This window comes from Streptomyces sp. NPDC025273 (assembly GCF_040638585.1).
GTDB lineage: Bacteria > Actinomycetota > Actinomycetes > Streptomycetales > Streptomycetaceae > Streptomyces > Streptomyces cinereorectus.
In genome coordinates, this window is the sequence record NZ_JBEZYP010000004.1 from 1 (window position 1) to 21,282 (window position 21,282).

Genomic DNA, 21,282 nt, shown 5'->3' on the forward strand with positions numbered 1-21,282 from the left:
GTCCTACGAACCCTTCGCCGCCCCACTCGACCTCCTCGACATCCCCCGCTGACCAGCGCAAACGTCAGAGAAATTCGACCTTGCAAGAGCCCTGGTCGCGGCCCGGCGGTGCGGCACGCCGCCGTGTCCGGTGCGGGGAATGGCCGATTCGAACTCACCTGCGAGTGAGGGTGGCTGTCGCGCGGGGCTCCTGCCTGCGTTGCGTCGCGCTCGTTCGAGAGTTTCAGGCAGGGGTGAGGGCTTCGGCCGCGATCCGGCCGAGAAGCGGAGCATGGTGCTCATCAGAGGCTCTGAATGCTCAAGGTCTTGACGGGGGGCACCCCAAAACGCTCAGCTTAGGGTTCACATGTTAGAGAAAACGGCAGGAGTGAGAGAGTCGATGGAGACTCCGGGGTCGCAGACATCTCTGCACAGGGCCAACCTTGAGCGGGTCGTACGTGCCGTGAGGATGGCGGGGTCACTGACCCAGGCCGAGATCGCCAGAAGCACCGGCCTCTCCGCAGCCACCGTCTCCAACATCGTCCGCGAGCTGAAGGAGGGCGGCACGGTCGAGGTGACCCCCACCTCGGCGGGCGGGCGCCGCGCCCGCAGTGTCTCCCTGAGTGGGGACGCGGGCATTGTCATAGGGGTTGATTTCGGGCATACCCACCTTCGGGTGGCCATCGGGAACCTGGCCCATCAGGTGCTGGCCGAGGAATCCGAGCCGCTGGATGTCGACGCCTCGTCGGCACAGGGCTTCGGTCGGGCGGAACAGCTGGTCAACCGCCTGATCGAGACCACCGGGATAAGCCCCGGGAAGGTCATCGGCGTGGGTCTGGGTGTGCCGGGACCGATCGATGTCGAGTCCGGGACCCTGGGCTCCACCTCGATCCTGCCGGGCTGGACGGGTATCAACCCCAGCCAGGAGCTCTCCGGGCGTCTCGGCGTGCCCGTGTACGTGGACAACGACGCCAACCTCGGAGCGCTCGGCGAGCTCGTGTGGGGCAGTGGCCGCGGGGTCAGGGACCTCGCCTACATCAAGGTCGCCAGCGGCGTGGGTGCCGGACTGGTGATCGACGGGAACATCTACCGCGGGCCGGGTGGTACGGCCGGCGAGATCGGGCACATCACGCTCGACGAGTCGGGCCCCGTGTGCCGCTGCGGCAACCGCGGCTGCCTGGAGACCTTCACCGCCGCCCGGTACGTCCTGCCTCTGCTGCAGCCCAGTCACGGGTCCGATCTCACGATGGAGCGGGTGGTCCAGCTGGCCCGCGAGGGCGATCCGGGCTGCCGCAGGGTCGTCGGGGACGTGGGCCGGCACATCGGCAGCGGGGTGGCCAACCTCTGCAATCTGCTCAACCCCAGCCGGGTGGTCCTCGGCGGATCCCTCGCGGAGGCGGGGGAGTTGGTGCTCGGTCCCATCCGTGACTCGGTCTCCCGGTACGCCATTCCCAGCGCCGCGCGGCAGCTCTCCGTGCTGCCCGGTGCGCTCGGCGGCCGGGCGGAGGTGCTGGGCGCACTGGCCCTCGTTCTCAGTGAGATGGGGGATTCAACCCTTTTGGAAAGCACGCTCCCTGCCGCGACGCCTGTCTTCACTTAGATAACGAATGGCACCGTTGTCATCTCGTTAAGGATTTACTCCTTGACGCTGGCGTCGTGGCCGAGTTGACTTCCAGCCACCTCGGCCGCAACGTCGCGGCCTCGTCAGGGAGGTTCGAAAGATGAACACGCGTATGCGTCGTGCCGCCGTTGCCGTTGCCGCCACCACGATGGCCGTCTCGCTCGCTGCTTGTGGCAGCGCCAAGGAGTCGGGCGACAAGACCGCCAAGGAGTCGGGCAAGAAGGGTGACGACGTCAAGATCGGTCTCCTTCTGCCCGAGAACGTCACGGCCCGTTACGAGAAGTTCGACAAGCCGATCATCGAGAAGAAGGTCAGCGAGCTGACCGGCGGCAAGGCGGAGGTCGTCTACGCCAACGCCCGCCAGGACGCCACGCTGCAGGCGCAGCAGGTCGACACCATGATCACGGGCAAGGTCGACGCGCTGATCGTGGACGCGGTCGACGCCAAGGCGATCGAGAACAGCGTGAAGAAGGCCAAGGACGCGGGCATCCCCGTCGTCGCCTTCGACCGCCTCGCCGAGGGCCCGATCGACGCCTACACCTCCTTCGACAACGAAGAGGTCGGCCGCGTGCAGGGCACGGCCCTGCTGGAAGCCCTGGGCGACGCCGCCAAGCCCACCATCGTGATGATGAACGGCTCGATCACCGACCCGAACGCCGCGCTCTTCAAGAAGGGCGCCAAGTCCGTCCTCGACGGCAAGGTGACGTACGGCAAGGAGTACGACACCAAGGAGTGGAAGCCGGAGAACGCCAACGCCAACATGGAGGGCGCGATCACGGCCCTCGGCAAGGACAAGATCGCCGGCGTCTACTCCGCCAACGACGGCATGGCGGGCGGCATCATCCAGGCCCTCAAGTCGGCCGGTCTCTCCAAGCTCCCGCCGGTCACCGGCCAGGACGCCGAACTCGCCGGTGTCCAGCGCATCGTCACCGGTGAGCAGTTCATGAGCGTCTACAAGCCGTACCCGCAGGAGGGCATCGTCGCCGCGGAGATGGCCGTCGCGCTCGCCAAGGGCGAGAAGCTCGACTCCATCGCCACGTCCAAGGTCGACAACGGCGGCACGAAGGGCATTCCCACCGTGCTCGTCCCGGTCGTCTCGCTGACCAAGGAAAACATCAACGACACCGTCATCAAGGACGGCATCTACACGATCGACGAGATCTGCTCGGCCAAGTACAAGGCCGCCTGCACCGCCGCGGGCCTGAAGTAGGCCCCCGACCGTCCGGCCGGGCCCCACGGCCTGCCGGGCGGACCCGAAGCCTGTCCGGCGCCCCGCCCACCAACTGTCCCGCTACCGGACGGGGCGCCGGACGGAACGCTTCGGACGCTCTTCCTCAATACTTCTGCTCGACCACCGCGCCTTCCCCCAGGCGCGGCATCCCCGCCGGGTCAGGCGGCGAAGGAGATGGTTCACGTGTCCGCTACGCCCGTGTTGGCGTTGCGAGGGGTCTCCAAGCGATTCGGTGCCGTCCAGGCGCTCACCGATGTAGAGCTTGAGGTCCACGCCGGTGAGGTGGTCGCCCTGGTGGGTGACAACGGCGCCGGTAAATCAACGCTGGTCAAGACGATCGCCGGGGTCCACCCCATCGATGACGGAGTCATCGAGTGGGATGGCCGGCAGGTCCAGATCAGCAAGCCGCACGATGCCCAGAACCTGGGGATCGCGACCGTCTACCAGGACCTCGCGCTCTGCGACAACATCGACGTCGTCGGCAACCTCTACCTCGGCCGGGAGCTCCGCAAGTTCGGAATCCTCGACGAGGTAGAGATGGAGCGGCGTTCCCGCGAGCTCCTGAGCACACTGTCGATCCGCATTCCCAGCGTCCGCATCCCGATCGCGTCGCTCTCCGGCGGTCAGCGCCAGACCGTCGCCATCGCCCGCTCGATGCTGGGCGAGCCCAAGCTGGTCATCCTCGACGAGCCCACCGCCGCACTCGGCGTCGAGCAGACCGCGCAGGTCCTCGACCTCGTCGAGCGGCTGCGCGAGCGGGGCCACGCGGTCATCCTCATCAGCCACAACATGGCCGACGTGAAGGCTGTCGCGGACAAGGTCGCCGTGCTCCGGCTGGGCCGGAACAACGGGGTCTTCGACGTGAAGACCACCTCGCAGGAAGAGATCATCTCCGCCATCACGGGCGCCACGGAGAACGCCGTGACCCGTCGTGCGGCGCGCAACGCGGAGGCCCAGAAGTGACTACCGACAAGACGTCCACCGCAGTGGTCAACCCGGAGGCGGCCAAGGGCGCCGACACCGCGGTCGACCCCCGGCTCCTCGTGCGCGAGCAGGGCCTCGGCGGCTACCTCACCGAGTTCAAGCGCAAGATGCGCGGTGGTGACCTCGGCTCGATCCCCGTGGTCATCGGCCTCATCATCATCTGCGTGGTCTTCCAGAGCCTGAACTCCGAGTTCCTCTCGGCGAAGAACGTCAGCGATATCGCCGTGACGATGGTGGCCACCGGCATGATGGCCGTCGGCATCATCTTCGTGCTGCTGCTCGGCGAGATCGACCTCTCGGTCGGTTCCGTCAGCGGTGTCTCGGGCGCCGTCGTCGCCGTGCTCAGCGTCACGCACGGCATGAACGAGTGGCTCGCCATACTCGTCGCCATCGTCAGCGGCGCGGTCATCGGGGCCATCCACGGCTTCTTCTTCGCACGGATCGGTGCCCCGGCGTTCGCCGTCACCCTCGCGGGCCTGCTGTTCTGGCTGGGCTTCATGCTCCAGCTGCTCGGTGACACGGGCACGATCAACCTGGACAGCGACGGCGTCGTCGGCAAGCTGACCACGTACTACTTCTCGGACGTCGCCGCCGCCTACGGCCTCGCCGCGGTCGCGGTGATCGGCTACTTCCTCTCCGCCTTCCTGGACACCCGCCGCCGTGAGGCCGCGGGCGTCCCGTCGCGGCCGCTCGTCGACATCGTGGTCCGCACCGTCGTCCTCGCGGTGTTCGCCTTCGGCGCGGCGTTCATGTTCAACCAGTACCGCGGCCTCCCGCTGGCCCTGGTCCTCTTCCTGATCGTGCTGGTCGGTACGGACTTCGTCCTGCGCCGCACCTCCTACGGGCGGAAGATCTTCGCGCTCGGCGGCAGCGTCGAGGCGTCCCGCCGCGCGGGCATCAACGTCACGGCGATCCGCGTCTCGGTCTTCGCCATCGCCGGGACCTTCGCGGCCATCGGCGGCCTGTTCTGGGCCTCCAAGATCGCGGCGGCCAACCAGGGCTCCGGCGCCGGTGACCTCCTGATGAACGTCATCGCCGCGGCCGTCATCGGCGGCACCAGCCTCTTCGGGGGCCGGGGACGCACCTGGAACGCGCTGCTCGGTGTCATGGTGATCGTCTCGATCCAGTACGGCCTCGCACTGGAAGGCATCGCCACCCCGATCAACTACATGATCACCGGCGCTGTTCTTCTCGTCACGGTCGTCATCGACTCCATCACCCGCAAGACGCAGAAGACCGCCGGCCGCGCCTGACCGTCGTACCTGCACACCTGTGCCCGGCATCCTCCGATGCCGGGCACAGGTGTGTCCGTCGCGCCGCGGCGCCGGGCGGTGCAATGCGCCGCCCGATGACCGCGGCCGCCGGCGGAACACTAGACTCATCGGATCGACACGCTCGACCAGCTCACACGCAAGGAGGCACGGGTGGATCTGCTGACCCGCATCAGGGGACCGCGCGACCTGGACCGGCTCAGCCTTGAGCAGCTGGACCAGCTCGCCGAGGAGATCCGTACCTTCCTCGTCGACGCCGTGTCCAAGACCGGCGGCCACCTCGGCCCGAACCTGGGCGTGGTCGAGCTGACCATCGCCCTGCACCGGGTGTTCGAGTCCCCGCAGGACAAGGTCCTCTTCGACACCGGCCACCAGAGCTATGTGCACAAGCTGCTCACGGGCCGGCAGGACTTCTCGAAGCTCAAGAGCAAGGGCGGCCTCTCCGGATACCCGTCCCGCGCCGAGTCCGAGCACGACGTCATCGAGAACTCGCACGCCTCGACGGTGCTCGGCTGGGCCGACGGCCTCGCCAAGGCCAACGAGGTGCTGAGGAAGGACGACCACGTCGTCGCCGTCATCGGTGACGGCGCGCTCACCGGCGGTATGGCCTGGGAGGCGCTGAACAACATCGCCGCCGCCAAGGACCGCCCCCTCGTCATCGTCGTCAACGACAACGAGCGCTCCTACGCCCCGACCATCGGCGGCCTCGCCAACCACCTCGCCACCCTGCGCACGACCGACGGGTACGAGCGGTTCCTGGCCCGCGGCAAGGACCTCCTGGAGCGCACGCCCGTCGTCGGCAGGCCGCTGTACGAGACCCTGCACGGCGCGAAGAAGGGCCTCAAGGACTTCATCGCCCCGCAGGGCATGTTCGAGGACCTCGGCCTGAAGTACGTCGGTCCGATCGACGGCCACGACATCGAAGCCCTGGAATCCGCGCTGACGCGTGCCAAACGCTTCGGCGGCCCGGTCATCGTGCACTGCCTCACCGAGAAGGGCCGCGGCTACACCCCCGCCCTCCAGGACGAGGCGGACCGCTTCCACGCGGTCGGCAAGATCCACCCGGACACGGGGCTGCCCATCTCCACCTCCGGTCTGGACTGGACCTCGGTCTTCGGCGAGGAGATGGTCAAGCTCGGCCACGAGCGCGAGGACATCGTCGCCATCACGGCGGCCATGCTGCAGCCCGTCGGCCTCGGCAAGTTCGAGGAGGCCTTCCCGGACCGGATCTACGACGTCGGGATCGCCGAGCAGCACGGCGCGGTCTCCGCCGCGGGCCTCGCCACCGGCGGACTGCACCCCGTCTTCGCCGTCTACGCCACCTTCCTCAACCGCGCCTTCGACCAGGTCCTGATGGACGTGGCGCTGCACAGGTGCGGGGTGACCTTCGTCCTCGATCGGGCCGGAGTCACCGGCACGGACGGCGCCTCGCACAACGGCATGTGGGACATGTCGATCCTGCAGTGCGTCCCGACGCTGCGCATCGCCGCCCCGCGCGACGCCGACCAGGTCCGCGCCCAGCTGCGCGAGGCCGTCGACGTCGACGACGCCCCGACCGTCGTCCGCTTCTCCAAGGGCGCGGTCGGCCCGGCGGTCAAGGCCGTCGGCACCGTCGGCGGCATGGACGTCCTGCGGGACGCGGGCACGGACGCGCCCGACGTCCTCCTGGTCTCCGTCGGCGCGCTCGCCCCGATGTGCCTGGAGATCGCCGCGCTGCTGGACGCCCAGGGCATCTCCACGACGGTGGTCGACCCGCGCTGGGTCAAGCCCGTCGACGAGGCACTCGCCCCGCTCGCCGCACAACACCGCGTCGTCGTCACCGTCGAGGACAACAGCAGGGCCGGCGGCGTCGGCTCCGCCGTCGCCCAGGCACTGCGCGACGCCGGGGTCGACGTACCGCTGCGCGACTTCGGCATCCCGCCGGTCTTCCTCGACCACGCCTCCCGCAACGAGGTCATGGCCGAGATCGGGCTGACGGCGCCGGACATCGCCCGTCAGGTCACCGGTCTGGTCGCCAAGGTGGACGGCGGCTACGGGAGCCGCACGGTGGAGTCAGTCCGCGACTGATCCGAGGACCGTGGCGTCCTGCGCGCACCGCGCCCCTCCGTCCCCGGGCGGAGGGGCGCGGTGCTGTGCGCCCCCGGTGCCGTTACTCCGTTCGGCCGCCCGGACTTCCCTCTCCCGGGCCCCATCGGGTGAATCGCGCCCTTCCACCGCCCCTCGGCCGCGCGTCGTCTCGATCATGACCGTGATTCGGGTAACGCGAGGACGCGGCGACGGACATCACGGAGGCACACCGGTGAACACACTGTTTCGGACGAAGACGGTCGAACAGTCGATCAGGGATACGGAGGAGCCGGAGCACGCGCTGAAGAAATCCCTCTCCGCACTGGACCTCACGGTCTTCGGGGTGGGTGTCATCATCGGCACCGGCATCTTCGTCCTCACGGGCAAGGTCGCCAAGGAGACGGCGGGCCCCGCCACCGCCCTCGCCTTCGTGGCCGCCGGTATCGTCTGCGCCCTCGCGGCCCTCTGCTACGCCGAATTCGCCTCCACCGTCCCCGTGGCGGGATCGGCGTACACCTTCTCGTACGCGTCCCTGGGTGAGCTGGTGGCCTGGATCATCGGCTGGGACCTGGTGCTCGAATTCGCGCTGGGCACGGCGGTGGTGGCCGTCGGCTGGTCCGGCTACGTCCGCTCGCTCATGGACAACGTGGGCTGGACGATGCCCGAGGTGCTCTCCGGCCCGGACGTGGCCAGCGGGTTCGGCTTCGACGTCCTGGCGTTCGCCCTGGTGCTGATCCTCACCGTCATCCTGGTGCTCGGGATGAAGCTCTCCGCACGGGTGACCGCGGTCGTGGTCGCCATCAAGCTGGTCGTCGTCGGGATCGTCATCGTCGCGGGAGCGTTCTTCATCGAGGCGTCCAACTACTCGCCGTTCATCCCCGAGGCCGAGCCCCAGCCGGCCGGTTCGGGCCTGGACGCCCCACTGGTGCAGCTGATCTTCGGCTACGAACCGACGAACTTCGGCATCATGGGCATCTTCACCGCCGCCTCCGTCGTCTTCTTCGCCTTCATCGGCTTCGACGTCGTGGCCACCGCGGCGGAGGAGACGAAGGTCCCGCAGCGGGACATGCCGCGCGGCATCCTGGCCTCGCTCTTCATCTGCACCCTGCTCTACGTCGCCGTGTCGATCGTGGTCACCGGCATGCAGCACTACTCGGAACTCTCGGTCAGCGCCCCGCTGGCCGACGCCTTCAAGGCGGTCGGGCACCCCTTCTACGCGGGGGTCATCAGCTTCGGCGCCGCGGTCGGCCTCACCACGGTCTGCATGATCCTGCTCCTGGGGCAGACCCGGGTGTTCTTCGCGATGAGCCGCGACGGCCTGCTCCCGCGGTTCTTCTCGGTCACGCACCCGCGCTTCGGGACCCCGTACCGGCCGACCGTTTTGCTCGGCGTGATCATCGCGATCGTGGCCGGCTTCACGAGCATCAACGAGCTGGCCACCCTGGTGAACATCGGCACGCTCTTCGCCTTCGTCGTCGTCGCCCTCGGCGTCATCGTCCTGCGCCGCACCCGCCCCGACCTGCACCGCGCCTTCCGCACCCCGTGGGTGCCGCTGCTCCCGATCGTCTCGGTGGCGGCCTCGGTCTGGCTGATGCTCAACCTGCCGGCGGAGACGTGGCTCCGCTTCGGGATCTGGATGGTGCTCGGCGTGATCATCTACTTCGCGTACGGACGCGGCCACAGCCGGATGGGGAAGACGCCCGGTCAGTGACGGAACCGGTCGTAGCGCTCCGGGGCCCGTGCACCGGGCCCCCGGAACGCCTCGACCCGCCGACGCACCCCTCGCTCAGCGGCACCGCACCCCTCGCGCCCCCAGCCGCCCCACCGCACCGGCGGCGTCGAAGACAGGGGCCCGTTCGCTCCGGCGTCCCGTCAGGGTGACACGGCCTCAGCCGCCGCTCGCGGGGGACTTCTTCGCGGACTCCGGGATCGAGGCGCCCGTGCGGATCGCCTTCCACAGGTCACCGGCCTGCGGCTCCACGGCCACCACGCGGTTCGGGTCCTGCTCGTCGTACGCCACCGGGAGCATGACCGTCTCCATGGTGGAGGGGTCGAGGCCGTTCATCGAGCGGGCGAACTCGGTGAGGGAGGCCAGCGAGGCCAGCCCCTCGTCGGTGGTGAGCGCCTTGGTGGCCGAGCCGGCGATCCGGTAGGCCGTCGCCGGACTGCCCAGCAGGTCCTGGGACTTGATCTCCGTCAGCAGCGCGAACAGGAACTGCTGCTGCAGCCCGATCCGGCCCAGGTCGCTGCCGTCACCGACACCGTGCCGGGTGCGGACGTAGGCGAGGGCCTCGGCGCCGTCGAGCTCGTGCGGACCGGCGCTCAGGTCGAGCCCCGACGCCCTGTCGTGGATCGGCTCCTCGACCTCGACGGTGACACCGCCCACGGCGTCGACCAGATCCTTGAACCCAGCGAAGTCGATCTCCATGTAGTGGTCGATGCGGACCCCGGACATCCTCTCCACGGTCTTGACCACACAGGCCGGTCCCACCATGGAGTACACGGAGTTGAACATCGTGCGCTCCGCGGACGCGACCCCGGTCCCGTCGGCCTTCGTGCACTCCGGCCTCGTCACCAGGGTGTCGCGCGGAATGGACACGGCGACGGCCTCGGTCCGGCCCTCGGGTATGTGCACCACCAACGCGGTGTCGGAGCGCGCCCCGCCGACGTCGCCGCCGCCCCCCAGCTCCTTGTTCTCCGCCCCCGCGCGCGAGTCGGAGCCGAGGACGAGGAGGTTCTGGCCCGCGGTGGGCAGCTTCTCGGGACGGTCCTCACCGAGCGCCTTGTCGATGTCGACGCCCTTGATGTTGCCGTCGAGGCTGCTGTACATCCAGTACGCGGTGCCGCCGGCGGTGAGCAGGAGGACCAGCAGCACCCCGAGCGTGATCCTGAGGCCGCGGTGGCGCCTGCGGTCCTTCTTCCGTTCCCGGTTCGGGGGCTCCGCCCGCCCTGAGGCGTGGCGGCCCGGGGGCGTGGCATCGTGGCTCATCGTGATCCAGTCCCTTGGCTCATGGCCCGAAGGGCCGGCGGCAGGTCCGGGACTCGGGTGGGGCCGGTCCACGCACGTGGGGGGCTAGGTCTGCACTATAGATTTGTCGTCGAATATCGCGCAGTTGTTCGCGCAATCCTCGGTGTGATCTCCCGGAGCGCCTCTCGGGGACGGGGAGGCGTTCGGTCCTCGGGACGGGATCCGGCACTCCGTCACCGCCGTGTCGCGTCCGGGCGGTCCGGGCACGACGAAGGGGTACGCCCCGGTGTCCGGGCCGTACCCCTTCGCACGTCAGGCAGGTGTCACGCCGGAACGCTCGCCACACCCTGCGCCAGGAACTTCCTGCCCCTGACCCGCTCGGAGACGCCCTCGCGGTCCAGGTACGGGGTGATGCCGCCCAGGTGGAAGGGCCAGCCCGCGCCGGTGATCAGGCAGAGGTCGATGTCCTGGGCCTCGGCGACGACGCCCTCGTCCAGCATCAGGCCGATCTCCTGCGCCACCGCGTCCAGGACGCGGTCGCGGACCTGCTCCTCGGTCAGGACGGTGTCGCCCTGCTCGAGGAGGGCGGCGACCTCCGGGTCCAGCTCCGGCTTACCGGAGTCGTAGACGTAGAAGCCGCGCTTGCCGGCCTTGACCACCGCGGCCAGGTTCTCGGAGACCGTGAAGCGGTCCGGGAACGCGCGGTTCAGGGTCTCGGAGACGTGCAGGCCGATCGCCGGGCCGACCAGCTCCAGGAGCACCAGCGGGGACATCGGCAGGCCGAGGGGCTCGATGGCCTTCTCCGCCGACTCCACCGGGGTGCCCTCGTCGATGATGTTCTGGATCTCGCCCATGAAGCGGGTGAGGATGCGGTTGACGACGAACGCCGGGGCGTCCTTCACCAGGACCGCGGTCTTCTTCAGCTTGCGGGCGACACCGAAGGCCGTGGCCAGCGAGGCGTCGTCGGTCTGCTCGCCGCGGACGATCTCCAGGAGCGGGAGGACCGCGACCGGGTTGAAGAAGTGGAAGCCGACGACCCGCTCGGGGTTCTTCAGCTTCGACGCCATCTCGGTCACCGAGAGGGAGGAGGTGTTCGTGGCGAGGATCGCGTGCGCCGGGGCGACCGCCTCGACCTCCGCGAACACCTGCTGCTTGACGCCGATCTCCTCGAAGACGGCCTCGATGATGAAGTCGGCGTCGGAGAAGCCCTCCGCCTTGTCCAGCACACCGGAGACCAGGGCCTTCAGGCGGTTGGCCTTGTCCTGGTTGATCCGGCCCTTGCCGAGCAGCTTGTCGATCTCGGCCTGGACGTAGCCCACACCCTTGTCGACGCGCGCCTGGTCGATGTCCGTGAGGACGACCGGCACCTCGAGACGGCGCAGGAACAGCAGCGCGAGCTGGCTGGCCATCAGGCCCGCGCCCACCACGCCGACCTTGGTGACCGGACGGGCCAGGGACTTGTCCGGGGCACCGGCCGGGCGCTTGGCGCGCTTCTGGACCAGGTTGAAGGAGTAGATCCCCGAGCGCAGCTCGCCGCCCATGATCAGGTCCGCGAGGGCCTGGTCCTCGGCGTCGAAGCCGGCGCTCAGGTCGCCGTCCTTGGCCGCGGCGATGATCTCCAGCGCGCGGTACGCGGCCGGGGCCGCGCCGTGCACCTTGGAGTCGGCGATGGCCCGGCCCCGTGCGACGGCCTGGTCCCAGGCGTCACCGCGGTCGACCTCGGGACGCTCCACCGTGACCGTGCCGTTGAGCACGGACGCGGTCCAGAGCAGCGACTGCTCCAGGAAGTCCGCACCCTCGAAGATCGCGTCCGCGATCCCGAGCTCGAAGACCTGCTTGCCCTTGAGCTGGCGGTTCTGGTTCAGCGAGTTCTCGATGATCACCGAGACGGCGCGGTCGGCGCCGATCAGGTTGGGAAGCAGCGCACAGCCGCCCCAGCCGGGGACCAGGCCGAGGAAGACCTCGGGCAGCGAGAACGCGGGGATCGCGGTGGAGACGGTGCGGTACGAGCAGTGCAGACCGATCTCGACACCGCCGCCCATGGACGCGCCGTTGTAGTACGCGAAGGTGGGGACCGCGAGGCCGGACAGCCGGCGGAAGACGTCGTGGCCGCCCTTGCCGATGGCCAGCGCGTCCTCGTGCTTCTTCAGCAGCTCGACGCCCTTGAGGTCGGCGCCGACCGCGAAGATGAACGGCTTGCCGGTGATGCCCACACCGGTGATCGCGCCTTCGGCGGCCTCCTTCTCGACCTGGTCGAGGGCGGCGTTCAGGTTCGCCAGCGACTGCGGGCCGATGGTGGTCGGCTTGGTGTGGTCGAAGCCGTTGTCCAGCGTGATGAGGGCCAGCCTGCCCGCGCCCGACGGGAGGTCGAGGTGGCGTACGTGCGCCTGCGTGACGACCTCGCCGGGGAACAGCTCGGCCGCACCCTTCAGAAGCTCGGTGGTGGTGGTGCTCACTTGCTGCCTCCGGCTGCGTTGTCGAAGTGCGGGTTCTCCCAGACGACCGTGGCGCCCATGCCGAAGCCGACGCACATCGTCGTCAGGCCGTAGCGGACCTCCGGCTGCTCCTCGAACTGACGGGCCAGCTGAGTCATCAGACGGACGCCGGAGGAGGCCAGCGGGTGGCCGTAGGCGATCGCGCCGCCGTACTGGTTGACGCGCGCGTCGTCGTCGGCGATGCCGTAGTGCTCCAGGAACGCGAGCACCTGCACCGCGAACGCCTCGTTGATCTCGAAGAGACCGATGTCGTCGATGGAGAGACCGGCCTTGGCCAGGGCCTTCTCCGTCGCCGGGATCGGGCCGTAGCCCATGACCTCCGGCTCGACACCCGCGAAGGCGTACGAGACGAGGCGCATCCTGACCGGGAGGCCCATCTCGCGGGCGACGTCCTCGGCGGCGAGCAGCGAGGCGGTGGCGCCGTCGTTCAGCCCGGCGGCGTTACCGGCCGTGACGCGTCCGTGGGCGCGGAACGGGGTCTTCAGGCCGGCCAGGGACTCCATCGTGGTGCCCGGGCGCATCGGCTCGTCGGCGGTGACCAGGCCCCAGCCCGTCTCGCCTGCCTCGGCGTTGGTGCGGCGCACGGCGACCGGCACCAGGTCCTGCTGGATCTTGCCGTCGGCGTACGCCTTGGCGGCCTTCTCCTGCGAGCGGACCGCGTACTCGTCGGCGCGCTGTTTGGTGATCGTGGGGTACCTGTCGTGCAGGTTCTCCGCGGTCATGCCCATGAACAGGGCGGACTCGTCGACCATCTTCTCCGAGACGAGGCGCGGGTTCGGGTCCACGCTCTCGCCCATCGGGTGGCGGCCCATGTGCTCGACACCACCGGCGACGACGACGTCGTACGCGCCGAAGGCGATGGAACCGGCCGTCGCCGTGACGGCGGTCAGGGCGCCCGCGCACATGCGGTCGATGGAGTAGCCGGGGACCGACTGCGGCAGACCGGCCAGGATTCCGGCGGTGCGGCCGAGCGTGAGGCCCTGGTCGCCGATCTGCGTGGTCGCGGCGATGGCGACCTCGTCGATCTTCGCGGGATCCAGGTCCGGGTTGCGGCGCAGCAGCTCCCGGATGGCCTTCACGACGAGATCGTCGGCGCGGGTCTCGTGGTAGATGCCCTTCGGGCCCGCTTTGCCGAACGGGGTGCGGACGCCGTCGACGAAGACGACGTCCCGGATGGTACGAGGCACGGTGGCTCTCCTCCAGGGTGCGGGATGGCACTGCTGCGGGGCGCGCCCAGGAGCGCGCCGCCCCCCACATGCTACTTGCGGGTAACCACACTGCCCACCCCCTACGGGCGGAGCGGCGAAGGTCACATGTCACACACTGCCCGTGCGGCGCCCTCGTGCACCGTGTCCGTGGCGATCGGGTGCGAGGAACGGACACCTCGACGCGCGGGACCGCGGTCCCACGCGACCGGGCCGGCCGAGCGTGGTCAGGCCGCACGGGGCGGGGGAGGGGACAGAGCGTCCGGCGCAGTCGTGCGCGGCGGGACGTGCCGCTCCCTCGCCGGCGAGGATCCGGCCCGCCACCGCACGGGTGAGCGCGTCGCCCGTACCGTCGCGCAGAGCCCGGTGGTGACGCAGAGCGATCACTTCCTCGATCGTCGGAACCAGTAGCTCCAGCCGTCCGCGCAGCGCCCCGAGGGCCCGGTCGCTCCCGTGCCGACGGAGCGTGGACGCCCGCCCGCGGCCAGCGGCAGCGCGAGCAACCTGGCGTGATTTCGCTCCTCGCCGACGAACAATCGGACCGTTGACGCGTACGCGAAGTCCCCCACGGCGTCCGTCCCGGCGATCAGACCGGCGCCGTCCGCGTCCTCGCGACCTGGAAACGCTGCACGCCGCGCCGGACCGGCGCGGGCAGCCGGGCGCCCGGCTGCACTGCGGATCCCCCTGTCCGGCCCGGCGTTCCGTTCGTACTCGAGCGCACGTATCCAGTCGTCGGACCCATCTGCCGTCATCCGCTCGCCCGGGGCGTACGCACGTGGTCAGGCGCTCGCGTCCAGAGCCCGCAGGAGCAGCGGGCCGACCTGCTCGATCTGCCAGCGGCGGGCGCCGTATCCGGCGAGCGCGGTCTCGACCCCGTCCGGCGTCGGACTCCGGGGCGGCTCCCAGCAGAGCCGGCGCACGGTGTCCGGGGTGATCAGATTCTCCTGCGGCATGTGCAGCCGCTCCGCGAGCTCCGACACCGCGGCGCGAGCCGCTGACAGGCGGGCCGCGGCGGCCGGGTCCTTGTCCGCCCAGGAGCGGGGCGGAGGCGGTCCGGCGGGCTGCTGGCCGGGCTGCGGGAGCTCCGATTCGGGCAGTTCCTTGGCCCGGTCCACCGCCGCCTGCCACTGCTCCAGCTGACGGCGCCCCATGCGGTGGCCGAAGCCCGGCAGGGCCGTGAGGGCCTGAACGTTCACCGGTAGGGCGAGGGCGGCCTCGATGATCGCGGCGTCTCCGAGCACCTTGCCGGGCGAGACGTCCCGGCGCTGCGCGACCTGGTCGCGGGCGGTCCACAGCTCCCGTACGACCGCGATCTGGCGGCGGCGGCGCACCTTGTGCATGCCGGAGGTGCGGCGCCAGGGGTCCTTGCGCGGCGGGGCGGGCGGGGCCGAGGCGATCGCGTCGAACTCCTCCAGGGCCCACTCCAGCTTGCCCTGCCGGTCGAGCTCCTCCTCCAGGGCGTTGCGCAGGTCGACCAGCAGCTCGACGTCGAGCGCCGCGTAGCGCAGCCAGGGGTCGGGCAGCGGGCGGGTGGACCAGTCGACCGCGGAGTGGCCCTTCTCCAGCGCGTAGCCGAGGACGTTCTCCACGATGGCGCCGAGACCGACCCGCGGAAATCCCGCCAGCCGTCCGGCGAGCTCCGTGTCGAAGAGCGAGGTCGGGATCATGCCTATGTCGCGCAGACAGGGCAGGTCCTGGGTGGCGGCGTGCAGGATCCACTCACTGCCGGTGAGGACCTCGCCCAGGCCCGAGAGATCCGGGCAGCCGACCGGGTCGATCAGCGCACTGCCCGAGCCCTCGCGGCGCAGCTGCACGAGGTAGGCGCGCTGCCCGTAGCGGTAGCCGGAGGCGCGCTCGGCGTCCACGGCGACGGGGCCGGTGCCCGCGGCGAAGGCCGCGATCACCTCGGCCAGCGCGTCGTCGCTCGCCACCACCGGGGGAATGCCCTCGCGCGGTTCGAGCAAGGGGATCGGCGCCGGGGCGACGTCGTCCGGGGGAGCGCCCCCGGTGGTTCGCAGTGAGGTGTCTGCTGCGGTCTCTTGGGCGTCGGTCACATGCCAAGGGTATCTGTGTATGCGCGGCACCCGTCGACGGAACGTTCCGCCGACGGGTGCCGATGCACGTAAACCGGCCGGGTACGCATCGGTGCGCGTGCCGGCGGGGGAGTGGCGGTCAGTGGATGATGCCCGTCCGCAGGGCCACGGCGACCATTCCGGCGCGGTCTCCGGTGCCGAGCTTGCGGGCGATGCGGGCGAGGTGGCTCTTGACGGTGAGTGCGGACAGGCCCATCGAGACGCCGATGGCCTTGTTGGACTGGCCTTCGGCGACCAGGCGGAGCACCTCCACCTCACGGCCGGAGAGTTCGCGGTAGCCGCCCGGGTGGCTCGGGGAACCGGGGGGCCTGCGGTGCATGCGGGCTGCGTTGGCGCCGATCGGTGCGACGCCGGGTCGGGAGGGATGGCCGATGTTGGTGCGGGTGCCGGTGACGACGTAGCCCTTCACGCCGCCCGCGAGGGCGTTGCGAACCGCGCCGATGTCATCGGCGGCGGAGAGGGCGAGGCCGTTCGGCCAGCCGGCGGCTCGGGTCTCGGACAGCAGGGTCAGCCCGGAACCGTCGGGCAGGTGGACGTCGGCAACGCAGATGTCGCGCGGGTTGCCGACGCGGGGGCGGGCCTCCGCGATGGACGACGCCTCGATGACGTCACGAACTCCGAGTGCCCACAGATGGCGGGTGACGGTGGAACGGACGCGCGGGTCGGCCACGACGACCATGGCCGTCGGCTTGTTCGGGCGGTAGGCGACCAGGCTTGCGGGCTGCTCGAGGAGAACGGACACCAGGCCTCCTGGGGAGTGGCGGTACGGGCCGGCTCGGGGATGAAGCCGGGGCGAACCGTGCTTGAAGGGTCATTGACCTCTTCGGCAGCAGATGCGTCCTCCTTTAGAGGAAGATCACGATTTAGTGAGTAACAATTCGGGCAAATAGGACATGCGATCGATTGTACGAAAAGAGAGCCGGTGCTTGTGCGACCGGCTCCCTCCAGAAGGTGACGCAGTGTCAGGGCCGCTGGGGGCCGCGACGCTGGGGCAGCGTCACCACCGCCGCGTCGGTCGCGCCCGACGGCGGCAGGCCGGCCAGCTGGCAGAGCAGGTCGCCCCACGCCGCCAGGTGCGCCGCCGTGTCCGGCACGCCGCCGCGCCCCTCGCGAGGCGTCCAGGAGGCCCGGATCTCGATCTGCGTCGCCGAGCGCCGCTCGGCCAGCGCTCCGAAATAGTGCGATCCGGCGCGCGTGACCGTGCCGCCCGCTTCCCCGTACGACAGGCCCCGCGCGTCCAGCGCACCCGTCAGCCAGGACCAGCACACCTCGGGCAGCAGCGGGTCGGCCGCCATCTCCGGTTCCAGTTCGGCCCGCACGAGCGTCACCAGGCGGAAGGTGCCCTGCCAGGCGTCGTGCCCGGACGGATCGTGCAGGAGCACGAGGCGGCCGTCGGCGAGATCGTCCTCGCCGTCCACGACGGCGGCCTCCAGGGCGTACGCGTGCGGTGCGAGGCGCTGGGGGGGCCGTGTCGGCTCGACCTCCAGTTCGGGGCGCAGCCGGGCGGAGCGCAGCGCGTCGACCGCCGACCGGAAGGCGGACGGGACTGACTCGTCCTCACCGCTCCCCTCGGTATCAGCGCCATCGGAATGATCGGAGAATTGTCCCTGAGCCGGAGCCATGCCGGGAAGAGTAGGCGGAACCGGGTCCTCGCGCAGGGAGGGACACCCACGCGAGGTCCGGCTCGTTCCGCATGCGTGCGAAGATTCTGTGTGTGAGTGCCAACGACAGCCCCTCGGGCCTGCAGACGACATCCGCCACCCATGAGTCGGCCTTCCTCAAGGCGTGCCGGCGTGAGCCCGTTCCGCACACCCCGGTGTGGTTCATGCGCCAGGCGGGGCGCTCACTCCCCGAGTACCTGAAGGTCCGCGAAGGCATCGCGATGCTCGATTCCTGCATGATGCCGGAGCTCGTCACCGAGATCACGCTGCAGCCGGTGCGCCGCCACAAGGTCGACGCCGCGATCTACTTCAGCGACATCGTCGTACCCCTCAAGGCCGTCGGCATCGACCTCGACATCAAGCCCGGCGTCGGCCCGGTGATCGCCGAGCCGATCCGCACCCGCGCCGACCTGGCCCGGCTGCGGGACCTCACGCCCGAGGACGTCCCGTACGTCACCGAGGCCATGGGCATGCTCACCGCCGAGCTGGGCTCCACGCCGCTGATCGGATTCGCCGGTGCGCCCTTCACCCTCGCCAGCTACCTGGTCGAGGGCGGCCCGTCCCGCAACCACGAGCGCACCAAGGCCATGATGTACGGCGACCCGGAGCTCTGGGCGGACCTGCTCGACCGGCTCGCGGCGATCACCGGGGCGTTCCTGAAGGTCCAGATCGAGGCGGGCGCCTCGGCGGTCCAGCTCTTCGACTCCTGGGTGGGTGCCCTGGCCCCCGCCGACTACCGCCGCTCCGTGATGCCGGCCTCCGCGAAGGTGTTCGACGCCGTCGCGTCGTACGGCGTCCCGCGCATCCACTTCGGCGTCGGCACGGGCGAGCTGCTCGGCCTCATGGGTGAGGCCGGCGCGGACGTCGTCGGCGTCGACTGGCGGGTCCCGATGGACGAGGGTGCCCGCCGGGTCGGCCCCGGCAAGGCGCTCCAGGGCAACCTCGACCCGGCGGTGCTGTTCGCACCGACGGAGGCGGTGGAGGCCAAGGCCCGCGAGGTGCTCGACGCCGCCGCCGGTCTCGAGGGCCACATCTTCAACCTGGGCCACGGGGTCATGCCGACGACCGACCCGGACGCGCTGACCCGGCTCGTGGAGTACGTCCACGAGCAGACGGCCGGCTGAGTCAGGCGCCGTGCCGCTCCGGGTCCCGGAGCGGTCGACGTGGCGGGCGAAGGCGCGGGCGGACGCCTCTCGGGCCGTCCGCCGTCAGGCCGTGCCCGCCTTCCGTACCGCTGTCACCGCCTTGCGGGCCGCCACCAGGACCGGGTCCCAGACCGGGGAGAACGGCGGGGCGTAGCCGAGGTCGAGCGCGGTCATGGCCTCCACCGTCATTCCCGCGGTGAGCGCGACCGCCGCGATGTCCACGCGCTTGGCAGCCCCGTCGCGGCCCACGATCTGCACGCCGAGGAGCCGGCCGGTGCGGTACTCGGCGAGCATCTTCACCGTCATCGGCTGCGCTCCCGGGTAGTAGCCCGCCCGCCCCGTCGACTCGATCGTCGCCGTGACGTACCGCAGGCCGACCGCCCGCGCGTCCTTCTCGCGCAGCCCGGTCCTGGCGATCTCCAGGTCGCAGACCTTGCTCACCGCCGTACCGACCACGCCCGGGAAGGTTCCGTAGCCGCCGCCGACGTTGGCCCCGATGATCTGGCCGTGCTTGTTGGCGTGGGTGCCCAGCGCGATGTGGCGGGTGCGGCCCGCCACGAGGTCCAGCACCTCCACGCAGTCGCCGCCCGCCCAGATGTCCTCGTGGCCCACGACCCGCAGGGAGAGATCGGTCAGCAGACCGCCGTGCGGGCCGAGCGGCAGACCGGCCGCGCGGGCCAGGGTGGTCTCCGGCTCGACGCCGATGCCGAGCACCACCACGTCCGCCGGGTAGCTCGCGTCGTCCGTGGCGACCGCGGTGACGCGGCCGTCCGCGCCGGTGAGGATGCGGGTGACGGCGGCGTCGTTCACCGTGGTGATGCCCAGCCCGTCCATCGCGTCGTGGACGAGGCGCCCCATGTCCGGGTCGAGCGTCGCCATGGGCTGCGCGCCGCGGTTGAGCACCGTCACCTCGAATCCGCGCGTCAGCATCGCCTCGGCCATCTCGACGCCGATGTAGCCCGCCCCGACGACGACCGCCCGGCGCCCGGGGGCCCGGTCCAGCGAGTCCAGGAGCGCCTGGCCGTCGTCCAGTGTCTGCACCCCGTGCACCCCGGGGGCGTCCATCCCGGGCAACTCCGGGCGGACCGGACGGGCTCCCGTCGCGATCACCAGCTTGTCGAAGCCCGTCCAGTACGTCTCCCCGCCGTCCCGGTCCAGAGCACGCACCCGCTGCCCGGCGACATCGATCTCCGTCACCTCGGTGCGGGTACGCAGATCGATGGAACGGGCCCGGTGCTCCTCGGGTGTCCGGGCGACGAGGTCGTCGCGCTTCTCGACGTCGCCGCTCACCCAGTACGGGATGCCGCAGGCGGAGTACGAGGTGAAGTGGCCGCGTTCGAAGGCGACGATCTCCAGCTCGTCCGGCCCCTTGAGCCTGCGGGCCTGCGACGCGGCGGACATGCCCGCCGCGTCGCCCCCGATGACCACCAGTCGTTCCGTCGCCATGCCGGGTCCCTTCGCCGAGGTGTCAGGGAGCCCACGCTACGGCGCTCAGGGGGCGGGCGGGGCCTCGGGGGCCGGTGCCGGATCCGGGGACGCCGCGGGCCGTGCCGGCCGGTGACGTCGCGGCAGACGGCCGCGCAGCAGCCGCCACAGGCCCGCCAGGACGGCCGCCGCGACCAGGAACGGAGCCGTGGCGCCGATCGCCACCGCGATCCACCGGAGCATCGTCACGAAGGCGTCCCAGCCGCCGGCCAGCGCGTCGAGGAAACCCGGGTCCTCGTCCGCGGGATCCTCTCCGTCCTCGTACGGCTCGCTGAGTTCGAGCGTGATCGTCGCCAGCGAGGTGCGGTCCTTCAGAGACGCCTGCTGGGCGAGCAGCGACTCCAGGTCGGCCTGACGCCTGCTCAGCTCTCCTTCGAGCGTGACCACGTCGGTGAGCTTCCCGGCCTTGTCCATCAGCGCCCGGACCCGGATCACGCTCGCCCGCTGGGTGGCGATCCGGCTCTCCACGTCGACGACCTGACCGGTGACGTCCTTCGCGTTCGACGTACGGGACTGCAGCTTCCCGGTCCCCGCGAGCTCGCGCAGCACCGCGTCGTACCGGTCCTGGGGCACGCGCAGCACGAGATGCGACCTCTCGTGGGTGTCGTCGACCCGCTCCGTGGTCTCCTCCGCGACGAGACCGCCGGCCCCCTGGGCCGCCCCGCGGGCGGTGGCGACCGCCTTCGGCACGCTCTTCACCTCGACGGCGAGGGTCGCCGTGCGGATGACGTGGACCGCGACCGCGGCCCCCGGCTTCGGTGCGGCCTGGGCTCCGGACGCGGACGTCCCGCCGGACCGCTTGCCGTCCGATCCCGCGTCGCCGCCTCCCGGGCCGGAGCCCAACTCACGCTGGTCGGAGGCCGCGGCACTCTTGTCGCTCGCCGAGTCGTCCCCCGCACCGCACGCGCCGGTGCCCAGGAGGACGACGAGCAGTGCGGCGGCCAGGGCCGCGCGCGAGCGGTGCGCGGAACGCAGGGGCGTGCGGGTGGGTGGACGACTGTCCACGTGGCGGTCGATCGGCATGACGAGTCCCCCAGGGCCGTTGTTGATGGTGCCGGTTCGACGTACGGGACCCCT

15 protein-coding genes are annotated in these 21,282 nt (G+C 70.6%); 7 read left to right on the forward strand and 8 right to left on the reverse strand.

What is annotated here, in order from left to right:
- Positions 1-379 precede the first annotated feature (379 nt).
- The 6 genes from AB0F38_RS08900 (at position 380) to AB0F38_RS08925 (ending at position 8,864) form a co-directional block, all read left to right on the forward strand.
- The gene (locus tag AB0F38_RS08900) at positions 380-1,579 is read left to right on the forward strand and encodes an ROK family transcriptional regulator (protein ID WP_361888934.1); all 1,200 of its coding nucleotides are present in this window, start codon (positions 380-382) and stop codon (positions 1,577-1,579) included.
- Between the two features lie 121 nt (positions 1,580-1,700).
- A complete protein-coding gene (locus AB0F38_RS08905) occupies positions 1,701-2,810 on the forward strand; it encodes a substrate-binding domain-containing protein (protein ID WP_361888937.1) in 1,110 nt (369 codons plus the stop codon).
- 195 nt (positions 2,811-3,005) lie between these two features.
- Positions 3,006-3,794: an ATP-binding cassette domain-containing protein gene (locus AB0F38_RS08910; protein ID WP_361888940.1), complete on the forward strand. Its 789-nt coding sequence runs from the start codon at positions 3,006-3,008 to the stop codon at positions 3,792-3,794.
- A complete protein-coding gene (locus AB0F38_RS08915; protein ID WP_361888943.1) occupies positions 3,791-5,068 on the forward strand; it encodes a sugar ABC transporter permease in 1,278 nt (425 codons plus the stop codon). The genes AB0F38_RS08910 and AB0F38_RS08915 overlap by 4 nt, the downstream gene beginning before the upstream one ends.
- A 171-nt stretch (positions 5,069-5,239) precedes the next feature.
- Positions 5,240-7,153, forward strand: coding sequence for a 1-deoxy-D-xylulose-5-phosphate synthase (dxs, locus tag AB0F38_RS08920; protein WP_361888946.1), 1,914 nt, complete (start codon positions 5,240-5,242; stop codon positions 7,151-7,153).
- Positions 7,154-7,394: 241 nt separating this feature from the next.
- Positions 7,395-8,864 (forward strand): amino acid permease, encoded by a 1,470-nt coding sequence (locus AB0F38_RS08925; protein WP_361889834.1) that lies wholly within the window; start codon positions 7,395-7,397, stop codon positions 8,862-8,864.
- Between the two features lie 177 nt (positions 8,865-9,041).
- Here AB0F38_RS08925 and AB0F38_RS08930 read toward each other — a convergent pair whose 3' ends face one another.
- From AB0F38_RS08930 to AB0F38_RS08955, 6 genes are all read right to left on the reverse strand, one after another.
- Complete coding sequence (locus tag AB0F38_RS08930) at positions 9,042-10,142, reverse strand: LCP family protein (protein ID WP_361888949.1); 1,101 nt, start codon at positions 10,140-10,142, stop codon at positions 9,042-9,044.
- A 302-nt stretch (positions 10,143-10,444) separates the two neighbouring features.
- Positions 10,445-12,577 (reverse strand): 3-hydroxyacyl-CoA dehydrogenase NAD-binding domain-containing protein, encoded by a 2,133-nt coding sequence (locus AB0F38_RS08935; protein WP_361888952.1) that lies wholly within the window; start codon positions 12,575-12,577, stop codon positions 10,445-10,447.
- The gene (locus AB0F38_RS08940; RefSeq protein WP_361888955.1) at positions 12,574-13,803 is read right to left on the reverse strand and encodes an acetyl-CoA C-acyltransferase; all 1,230 of its coding nucleotides are present in this window, start codon (positions 13,801-13,803) and stop codon (positions 12,574-12,576) included. Before AB0F38_RS08940 ends, AB0F38_RS08935 begins: the two co-directional genes overlap by 4 nt.
- A 797-nt stretch (positions 13,804-14,600) precedes the next feature.
- The gene (locus tag AB0F38_RS08945) at positions 14,601-15,875 is read right to left on the reverse strand and encodes a ribonuclease D (protein WP_361888957.1); all 1,275 of its coding nucleotides are present in this window, start codon (positions 15,873-15,875) and stop codon (positions 14,601-14,603) included.
- Between the two features lie 118 nt (positions 15,876-15,993).
- Positions 15,994-16,656 carry a response regulator transcription factor gene (locus AB0F38_RS08950; RefSeq protein WP_056791805.1) on the reverse strand — a complete coding sequence of 221 codons (663 nt, stop codon included), beginning with the start codon at positions 16,654-16,656 and terminating at the stop codon, positions 15,994-15,996.
- 220 nt (positions 16,657-16,876) lie between these two features.
- Complete coding sequence (locus AB0F38_RS08955; protein ID WP_361888960.1) at positions 16,877-17,536, reverse strand: DUF3000 domain-containing protein; 660 nt, start codon at positions 17,534-17,536, stop codon at positions 16,877-16,879.
- A gap of 92 nt (positions 17,537-17,628) precedes the next feature.
- On the opposite strand from AB0F38_RS08955, the gene hemE reads away from it, so the two are divergent.
- Entirely contained in the window at positions 17,629-18,699 is a 1,071-nt protein-coding gene (gene hemE / locus AB0F38_RS08960; RefSeq protein ID WP_361888963.1) for a uroporphyrinogen decarboxylase, read from the forward strand.
- Positions 18,700-18,783: 84 nt separating this feature from the next.
- On the opposite strand, the gene AB0F38_RS08965 is transcribed toward hemE, so the two are convergent.
- Positions 18,784-20,166, reverse strand: coding sequence for an FAD-dependent oxidoreductase (locus tag AB0F38_RS08965; protein WP_361888966.1), 1,383 nt, complete (start codon positions 20,164-20,166; stop codon positions 18,784-18,786).
- A 45-nt stretch (positions 20,167-20,211) separates the two neighbouring features.
- Complete coding sequence (locus tag AB0F38_RS08970) at positions 20,212-21,228, reverse strand: DUF4349 domain-containing protein (protein WP_361889837.1); 1,017 nt, start codon at positions 21,226-21,228, stop codon at positions 20,212-20,214.
- Between the last annotated feature and the right edge of the window lie 54 nt (positions 21,229-21,282).